Genomic DNA, 8,321 nt, shown 5'->3' with positions numbered 1-8,321 from the left:
GGCCGGGCCGTCGGGGTGGCGCTCACCCCGCTGCTGACGGTCGCCGCCACCGCCGGGGTCGCGCTGACCCTCGTGCCGTGGGTGCAACAGGGCATGCCGACCCCGATCGCCGCCCTCATCGTGCTCGTGCCCGTCGCGCTCGCCGACGTCGTCGGTCTCGTGCCGGATGCCGTCGGCGCCCTCGCCCGCGCCCAGGCCGCCCGCCGCCGCCTCGACGCCCTGCTCGATCAAGTTCCCGCCGTCGCCGCCGCGACGTCCGAGGCAGACGAGGCCTACGAGGTTGACGAGGCGCACGCGGCCGACTCGGTGGGCGATACCGGCTCGATGGGCGATTCCGACGCGCTGGACGAGGCGGCCGAGACCGACGACCTCACGACGGCCGAGACCATCCGCCCCACGCCCGCGACGGCGGGCGCGTCACCCGGTTCGGCACACGCTCGCCCCGCGGAGGTCGAGATCGCGGGCCTGACCGCCTCCTGGAGCCCGCCGCGGGTCGCGGTCGGCCCGGTCGACCTGCGACTGGCCCCCGGTGACGCGGTGACGATCACCGGACCCAACGGCTGCGGCAAGTCGACCCTGCTCGCCGTGTTCGCCCGCCAGCTCGACCCGGCCTCGGGCACCTACCTCCTCGACGGCGCCGACGCCACGGCCCTGCCCCTGGAGGCGGCGCGGGCGCGGGCCGCCGTGGTCGACGACGAGCCGCACGTCTTCGCCTCCACCCTGCGCGAGAACCTGCGACTGGCCCGCCCCGACGCGACCGACGACGACCTGCTCGCCGCCCTGACCGGAGCCGGGCTGGGCGCCTGGGCCGCGGCGCTGCCGGACGGCCTCGACACCCGCCTGGGCGCCGGTGGCCAGGGCATCTCCGGCGGCGAGCGGGCCCGGCTCGGCCTCGCGCGGGCGGTGCTCTCGGGCCGGCAGCTGCTCCTGCTCGACGAGCCGGTCGCCCACCTCGACCACCCCACCGCGGCGGCGGTGCTCGCCGACCTCGCCCGGGCCCGCGCCGACCGCACGACGGTGCTCGTCAGCCACCGCGAGGAGCTGCTCCCCGGAGCCCGGGAATTCCGGCTCCCCGCAAGGTGATCCGGCGACACAGCGGCCTCGCCTGCAGGTCGTGGCCGAGACGCGGCGCCCGCGCGCCCGAGCGCGGTGGGGCGGTGACCAGCCCGCCTCCCGGCCTGGCAGCACCGAACCGCCCGGGGTGCTGTGGGAGAGTGGTCGGGTCGACACCGCTTCGAGGTCCGCAGATTCATGCGCGTCCCCGGGCGGTGACTGCCGAACGGAGCACCTCATGCCCGACGACACCGGCGGCCGCCCCGCCGAGAATACGGATCGACCGCCGACCGGAGACGGGTCGTGGGGCGCACCCGACCTCTCCGCCAGCGAGCGCGCCGAGCACGCCGGTCGCGGCGGCTCCGCCGAGAGCGGACGCTCCGCTCGACCCGGCGACGACGCGACGGTCGCGCCCGGTTGGGAGCAGCAGCCGATTGCGAGTTACGAGGCGGCCGACTCCGGCGGCTGGGGCGGGCCCGGCGCCACGGCCCTGACCGGCCCCGTGCCGCGCATCCGCCGTGATCACGACAACCGCGACGACCGCGATGTGCACGGCGAACACGATGTGCGCGGCCATGAACCAGCCGGCGCCGAGCGCCGCGGACTTCCCGAACCCCAGGCCTCGGGGCCCGAGCCGTCAGACTCCGACGCCGTCGCCACCACGACCTTCGCCGCGCCCCAGCACGCCGGCGAGCGCCGCGCCCCGCACGACACCGGCCCGGCGGGTGACGCCACCGGCGCGCCTGCCCACCACGACAACCACGCCCGCAACGTCGACGCCGCGGACGAGAACGCAGACGAGAGCGACGGCGAGTGGCGCCGCTACTCGGCGGCGCAGGCCGCGGCGCCGCCGTCGACGTTCGGGGCGCGTTCGGAGCGGGCCCCCGGGTTCGCCCGGCGGGTCACGGCCTCCCTGGCGCCGATCGCGTTCTGGCTGATCGTCGGCTACCTCATCGTCGACTTCGTCGCCGGGGTCTACGCGCTGGGCAGCGTCGCGGCGCTCGGCCCCTCGCCCGACCTCGGGCTTGTCATCGTCACGGTCGTCGCCGGGCTCCTCAAGGTCGTCGCGCTGGCGGCGCTCGCGCGACTCGGCCTCGAGGCGTGCCTCAACCTCGCCGAGCTGACCGGTCGCCACCGCGGCAACGGCCGCTAGCAAGGGCGCCGAGACCGACCGAACCGGCGTCCAGCCGAACCAGGCGCCAGCGCTCAGGCCGCCTGCAGCCGCTGCGTCGGGGCGATCCGCCCGACCCAGTCGGTGGCGGACTCGACGGCGTACCCGACTCCGAGCACGTCGGCCTCCTTGAACGGCTTGCCCATGATCTGCATGCCGATCGGCAGGCCGGCGGCGGAGAACCCGCACGGCACCTGCAGCGACGGCAGCCCGGTGAGGTTCATCGGGAGGCTGAGGCGCACGTACCCGGGGGTGGCGTCCTCCCGGCTCCCGTCGGCGTGCACGTAGTGCGGGTCGACCCGGGGCAGCGCGGGGGCGAAGGTCGTCGGTGCGACGACGACGTCGAGGCCGCTCATCATGGCGGCCCAGGCGCCCTTGAGCCGTTGCCGCAGCCGCAGGGCGTCGATGTAGTCGGTGGCCAGCACGGTCTCGCCCTGTTCGAGCAGCGCGCGCACCTCGTCGGTGTACAGCTCGGGGCAGCGGCGCATCGCCGCTCGGTGGTAGGCGGCGGCCTCGGGCATCATGATCCCCCACTCCATCGCGTAGAGCGCGTCGGTCATGGGGATCTCGACCTGCCGCAGCCGGGCGCCGAGCCCCTCGAGCACCCCGAGCCCGTCGGAGACGGCCCGCGCGACCTCGGGGTCAAGGCGGTCGGTGTACCAGTTGGTCGGTACACCGACGCGCAGCCCGTCGACGCCGCGGCCGAGGGCGCGGGTGAAGTCCTCGGGCTCGGCGGGCACGGAGCCGGGGTCGCGCTGGTCGTAACCGGCGACGGCGTTCATGAGCACCGCGGCGTCGCGCACGTTGCGGCTCAGCGGCCCGACGTGGTCCAGCGACCACGACAGGGAGGCGACCCCGACCCGCGGCACCCGCCCGTAGGTGGGTTTGAGGCCGACGGTGCCGCAGACGGCGGCGGGGATGCGGATCGAGCCGCCGGTGTCGGAGCCGAGCCCGACGTGCACGCCGCCGTACGCGATGGCCGCGGCGGTGCCGCCGCTGGAGCCGCCGGGCACCCGCGTCGTGTCCCACGGGTTGGCGGTGGTCGGGGTCGTGGCGCCGAACGCGAACTCGTGGGTGTGGGCCTTGCCGATCGTCACGGCCCCGGCGCCGCGCAGCATGGTCACGACGGCGGCGTCGGTGCGCGGCACGCGGTCGGCGCGCACGCGTGAGCTGCTCGTCGTCGGCACGCCGGCGGTGTCGATGAGGTCTTTGACGGCGATCGGCACGCCGTGCAGCGGGCCGCGGTAGTGGCCGGCGGCGATCTCGGCCTGCGCGGTGCGGGCCTGGTCGAGCGCGAGGTCGCCGGTGACGCAGGCGAAGGCGCCGATGACCGGCTCCATGGCGGTGATGCGCTCCAGGCACGAGGTGACCAGCTCCACCGGGCTGAGCGCCTTGGTGCGGATCGCGCGGGAGATCTCGTGCAGGCTCAGCTGGAACGGTTGCACGCTCACTCCCAGCCCGCGTCGAAGCGGTGCGCGGGTGGGGTCTCGCCGAGGTCGCCGCGCGCGGTCATCGCGCGCAGCTTCGCGTTGAGGTCGGCGGCCTGCGCCGCGAGCGCGGGAAGGCGGTCGGGGCGGATCGGCAGGGCGGCGGCGGTGAGCAGCCCGCGCGCGACCGCCTCGTCGAACTCGTCGAACCTCGGATCGGTTTCGGTCATGACAGGGCCCCTTCGTCGAGCGGCGCCGAGCGGCTTCGCGGCACGCTTGCATGGCACCGCACCCGCGTTTCGGCGTCGTTTCCGGGCGTCACCGGCTCGATGACACATCGGGCGGCGGGGTTAACGTCGGGTTTTCGCGCTGCCCCGGCTCCCGGCGCGGCACGGTGAGACGGCCCGCGGGCGACCTCGGGGGCTGGGTTTCAATAGAGAGATGGCTGGCCACTACCGCATCTGCGTCGTCTGCTCGGGCAACATCTGCCGTTCCGCGATGGCGGAGGTCGTGCTGCGCGACGCGTTCGAGAGGGAGGGCATGGGCCAGTCCGTGCAGGTCGACTCGGTGGGCACCGGCGCCTGGCACGTCGGAGACGGTGCCGACGAGCGCGCGCTGGCCACCCTGCACGCCGCGGGCTACGACGGCTCGGCGCACCGCGCTCGGCACCTCGACCCGGCGTGGCTCGGCGAACGCGACCTCGTGCTGTGCGCCGACGACGGGCACCTGCGCACGGTGCGCCGGCTGGGCCGCGGGGTCGGCACCCCCGTGCACCTGCTGCGCGAGTTCGACCCGGAGGCAGGCACGAACCTCGACCTGGCCGACCCGTACTACGGCAGCTCGCAGGACTTCGAGTCGTGCCTGACGCAGATCGAACGCTCGGTGCCGGGCATCGTCGCGCACGTGCGCGAGCAGCTGACCTGACCCGCCGGTCGAAGCCTCGGGTCGCGTGCGGCCGGGCCCGGACCGCGCGAGCCCGTCTGGGAGGATGAAACCCATGGCCGACCTCTCGCAGATCACCCCGCCGGTTCCCCTCGGAGCGCTCGACGGCCGCTACCGGCCGGCGGTGGCGCCGCTGGTCGACCACCTCTCGGAGGCGGCGCTCAACCGGGAGCGTGTGCGGGTGGAGATCGAGTGGTTCGCGCACCTGTCGCGCGGGCGCGTGGTGCCGGGGGTGCGCGAGCTGAGCGAGGGCGAGCTGGCGCGGCTGCGGGCGATCGTCGACGACTTCGGCGCCGACGACATCGCCGAGCTGAAGGCCATCGAGAAGGAGACGGTGCACGACGTCAAGGCCGTCGAGTACTACCTCAAGCGGCGCCTTCCGGGCGTGCTCGACGGCCCGGGCGACGCGGACAGCGCGGCCAAGCAGGCGGAGGCGGCCCGGCTCGGCGAACTCATCCACTTCTGCTGCACGAGCGAAGACATCAACAACCTGTCGTACGCGCTCATGGTGCGCGACGCGATGACGCGGGTGTGGCTGCCGGCGGCGATCGGGCTCGTCGACGAACTCGGGCAGCTGGCGCGGGATCTGGCGGATACTCCGCTGCTGGCGCACACGCACGGGCAGCCGGCGACGCCGACGACGATGGGCAAGGAGCTCGCGGTGCTGACCCACCGGCTCCGGCGGCAGCTGCGCCGCATCGAGGGCGCGGAGTACCTCGGCAAGCTCAACGGCGCGACGGGCACGTTCGGGGCGCACGTCGTCGCGGTGCCGGAGGCGGACTGGCCGGCGATCAGCCGCAGCTTCGTCGAGGGGCTGGGGCTGACGTGGAACCCGCTGACGACGCAGATCGAGAGCCACGACTGGCAGGCGGAGCTGTACGCCGACGTGGCGCGGTTCAACCGGGTGCTGCACAACCTGTGCACGGACGTCTGGACGTACATCTCGCTGGGGTATTTCGCGCAGGTGCGCGGGCAGGGCACGGTCGGGTCGAGCACGATGCCGCACAAGGTGAACCCGATCCGGTTCGAGAACGCGGAGGCGAACCTCGAGGTGAGCAACGCGCTGCTCGACGTGCTGGCCTCGACGCTGGTGACGTCGCGGCTGCAGCGCGACCTCACCGACTCCTCGATGCAGCGCAACATCGGCACGGCGCTGGGCCACAGCATGGTCGCGATCGACAACGTCCGCCGCGGCCTGGCGGGCCTCGACGCGGTGCCTGAGGCGATGGCCGCCGACCTCGACGCCAACTGGGAGGTGCTCGGGGAGCCGGTGCAGTCGGCGATGCGGGCGCTGGGCGCCCAGGGGGTCGAGGGCATGGAGAACCCGTACGAGCGGCTCAAGGAGCTCACCCGCGGCCACCGCATCACCGGCGACGACCTGCGCAAGTTCGTCCGCGGCCTCGGGCTGCCGGCTGACGTGGAGGCTCGGCTCGTGGAGCTGACCCCCGCGAACTACGTCGGCCTCGCCCCGCGGCTGGTGCGCGAGCACCTGCGCTGAGGCGCGAATCTCCTGTCACTGACACCGCATTCGGCCCGCAGACCGTCGGTCGGCGGTGTTAAGGTTCCGCCATGGTGGGGGCTGAGGTCGTTCTGCCGATCGCGGCATCCATCATCAAGGCGGTCTTCGTCATCTCGGGTCGTTCCCGGGAGGCGAGCATTCTCGATGCGATTCGGGGCGTGGTGGAGCCGAGCCTCACAGCACGCCCCAAGCGCGGCGAGTTGGAGCGGCGCATCGCGGAGGCCCTCGCCTCACAGGTGAACAAGACGGTGCGCGTCGAGCGCACGCGCGAGAACAGCGCGGAGATCCAGCGGATCGTCGAGACGGTGGCCCGACGCCTCGAGAGCGCGACGGACACCGACGAGGCCATCCTGGCGGCCTTTCACGAACCGGACGGCTTCGTCGACTATCTGCGCGACCACGGGGCTCGGCGCGAGGAAGAGGACCAGGGCGGCGAGTGGCAGTCCACCCTCTACCGCGCTCTCCTCGATGCCGCCGTCGCTGAATACACCCCGCTCGTCACCTCGGTCGCTGGCCTCAGCGACGTGCTGGCCCGCGACACGAACAGGACCGCGCGGCAGGTCGTAGGGATCTTGAGACCTCCCACGCCGACCGGTCCGATCCTCAAGGTGCCAGAGGCGACCGGCGCCGAGGTCCCCCGCCCGGATCTTTTCAACCCGCTGCGCGCGCAGCTCAAGGCCGCGGCGCGCGGTGACACGAGCGTCGTCGGCGGGTCGGCCTGCACGGGGCGGGCGGATTCGGCAAGACGACGATCGCCCGCATGCTCGCCAACGACTCGGACGTGCGCGTCTCCTACCCAGGCGGGGTCGTGTGGGTGCAGTTCTCGGAGACGGAGACCGAACAGACCCACATCGCCGCGAAGCTCAACGAGGTCACCCGATGGTTCTCCGGCGTCGACCCGTCGGCCGCCACCCCGGCCACCGCCCGCGAGTCGCTGATCGCCGCGCTACCCGCCCGACGGCCCGTCCTCCTCGTCATCGACGACGTGTGGCGTTCAGACCAGCTCACGGTGTTCCAGGGGCTCGGCGACCACGTCGTGTTGTTGGTGACCACCCGCAACTCCGGCCTGCTGCCCACCGGCACGGTTCCGACCGAGGTCGACACGATGAGCGCGGACCAGGCCCGCGCGCTGTTGCTCCAGGGCCTGACGTTCACCGGCGGCGATGAGCGGACCAGCGCGCCGATCGTCGACGGGATCCTGCGGGCGACGGGCCGCTGGCCGCTGCTGCTCGGGTTGGTCAACGGTGCCGTCAGGGAGGCTTCCTCCGGGCGACCGACGGGCGAGGCCCTGAGCGAGTGTCTGGACCGGCTCCGCGAGGGCGGCGTCACCGATCTCGATCCGACCAACCCCGAGCGTCGCGAACAGGCCGTGCACAACACGATGTCGGTTTCCCTGGAGCGCCTCACGGTGTCGGGGCGGGACTGCCGCGACTTGTACGAGTCGCTGGCGGTCTTCCCCACCGATCACCAGATCCCGGTCGAGGCACTCCATCGGTGGTGGCAGCCTCGGACGAGGTGGTCCGCGGCTCGCACGCGAGACTTCTGCGCCTCACTCCGCAGGCTCTCGCTCATCAACGAGGCGCACCTGGAGCCGAGTTCGCCCAAGACGCAATGGATCAGACTCCACGACGTGATCGCCGACTATCTGGCGCGCCAACACACTCATGAGGAGAAGCAACATCTCCACGCGAGTCTCGTGGGCGCCCATCGGTCGCTCGTGCCAGTCACGGCCTCGGCGGAGCCGGGCAGCGGCCTTCCAACCGCGTGGTGGGAGCTGCCAGACGATTCGGACTACTGGCGGGAGTGGCTCGGCTACCACCTCAACCTCGCGGAACCCGCGGAGGAAGCGGAGTTAGTCGCGCTCCTGCGTCACCCGCGCTACCTGGCGGTGAGCCTCGAGCGGGACGGGCGCGACCTCCTCGATCTGGACCTCTCGGCCGTTGTCGAACGCACGCCAGGCCTCATGGACCTCGTGGAGCTGCGCCGGGTGCTCAGGCAGGACGCTCCGGTGCTGAGCCCGATGGGCGACAGCTGCTGGCTCGCGCAGACCCTCGCGAGTCGCCTGCCGCCCGAGGGCTTCACTCGCGATCTGGGCGGCCAGCTGGTCGAGACTGCGCCGAGCCATCGCCTTCTGCCGAGCGGACGCGTTCCGGACCTTCCTCACGAAGCCCTGCGCCACACCCTCACCGGCCACACCGGCTCGGTGAGA

7 protein-coding genes and 1 pseudogene are annotated in these 8,321 nt (G+C 73.2%); 6 read left to right on the top strand and 2 right to left on the bottom strand.

The window, feature by feature from the left end; all coding sequences use genetic code 11:
- Both PINTE_RS19200 and PINTE_RS19195 read left to right on the top strand, forming a co-directional pair.
- The coding region (locus PINTE_RS19200) for an ATP-binding cassette domain-containing protein (RefSeq protein WP_157087383.1) at positions 1–1,083 on the top strand (1,083 nt) is incomplete at its 5' end.
- 208 nt (positions 1,084–1,291) lie between these two features.
- Positions 1,292–2,206, top strand: a complete 915-nt coding sequence (locus PINTE_RS19195) for a chromosomal replication initiator protein DnaA (protein ID WP_068433921.1) — start codon at positions 1,292–1,294, stop codon at positions 2,204–2,206.
- A 53-nt stretch (positions 2,207–2,259) separates the two neighbouring features.
- Here the strand turns inward: PINTE_RS19195 and PINTE_RS19190 are convergent, their stop codons facing one another.
- Together PINTE_RS19190 and PINTE_RS19185 are read right to left on the bottom strand one after the other, a co-directional pair.
- A complete protein-coding gene (locus tag PINTE_RS19190) occupies positions 2,260–3,669 on the bottom strand; it encodes an Asp-tRNA(Asn)/Glu-tRNA(Gln) amidotransferase GatCAB subunit A (RefSeq protein ID WP_068433926.1) in 1,410 nt (469 codons plus the stop codon).
- A gap of 2 nt (positions 3,670–3,671) precedes the next feature.
- Positions 3,672–3,881 carry a hypothetical protein gene (locus PINTE_RS19185; RefSeq protein ID WP_068433919.1) on the bottom strand — a complete coding sequence of 70 codons (210 nt, stop codon included), beginning with the start codon at positions 3,879–3,881 and terminating at the stop codon, positions 3,672–3,674.
- Positions 3,882–4,092: 211 nt separating this feature from the next.
- Between PINTE_RS19185 and PINTE_RS19180 the strand changes: the two genes are divergently transcribed.
- The 4 genes and pseudogenes from PINTE_RS19180 to PINTE_RS19165 form a co-directional block, all read left to right on the top strand.
- Positions 4,093–4,575, top strand: a complete 483-nt coding sequence (locus tag PINTE_RS19180; RefSeq protein ID WP_068433917.1) for a low molecular weight protein-tyrosine-phosphatase — start codon at positions 4,093–4,095, stop codon at positions 4,573–4,575.
- A gap of 73 nt (positions 4,576–4,648) precedes the next feature.
- Positions 4,649–6,091 (top strand): adenylosuccinate lyase, encoded by a 1,443-nt coding sequence (gene purB / locus PINTE_RS19175; RefSeq protein WP_068433915.1) that lies wholly within the window; start codon positions 4,649–4,651, stop codon positions 6,089–6,091.
- Between the two features lie 71 nt (positions 6,092–6,162).
- Positions 6,163–6,615, top strand: a pseudogene (locus PINTE_RS25155) (NACHT N-terminal Helical domain 1-containing protein); the annotation flags it as partial.
- Positions 6,616–6,872: 257 nt separating this feature from the next.
- The coding region (locus PINTE_RS19165) for an NB-ARC domain-containing protein (protein WP_245643062.1) at positions 6,873–8,321 on the top strand (1,449 nt) is incomplete at its 3' end.

The sequence above is a fragment of the Piscicoccus intestinalis NBRC 104926 genome (assembly GCF_001515525.1).
Taxonomy (GTDB): Bacteria; Actinomycetota; Actinomycetes; order Actinomycetales; family Dermatophilaceae; genus Kineosphaera; species Kineosphaera intestinalis.
The sequence above is the reverse complement of the archived record's forward strand: the minus strand, read 5'-3'. Positions and strand labels throughout refer to the sequence as shown.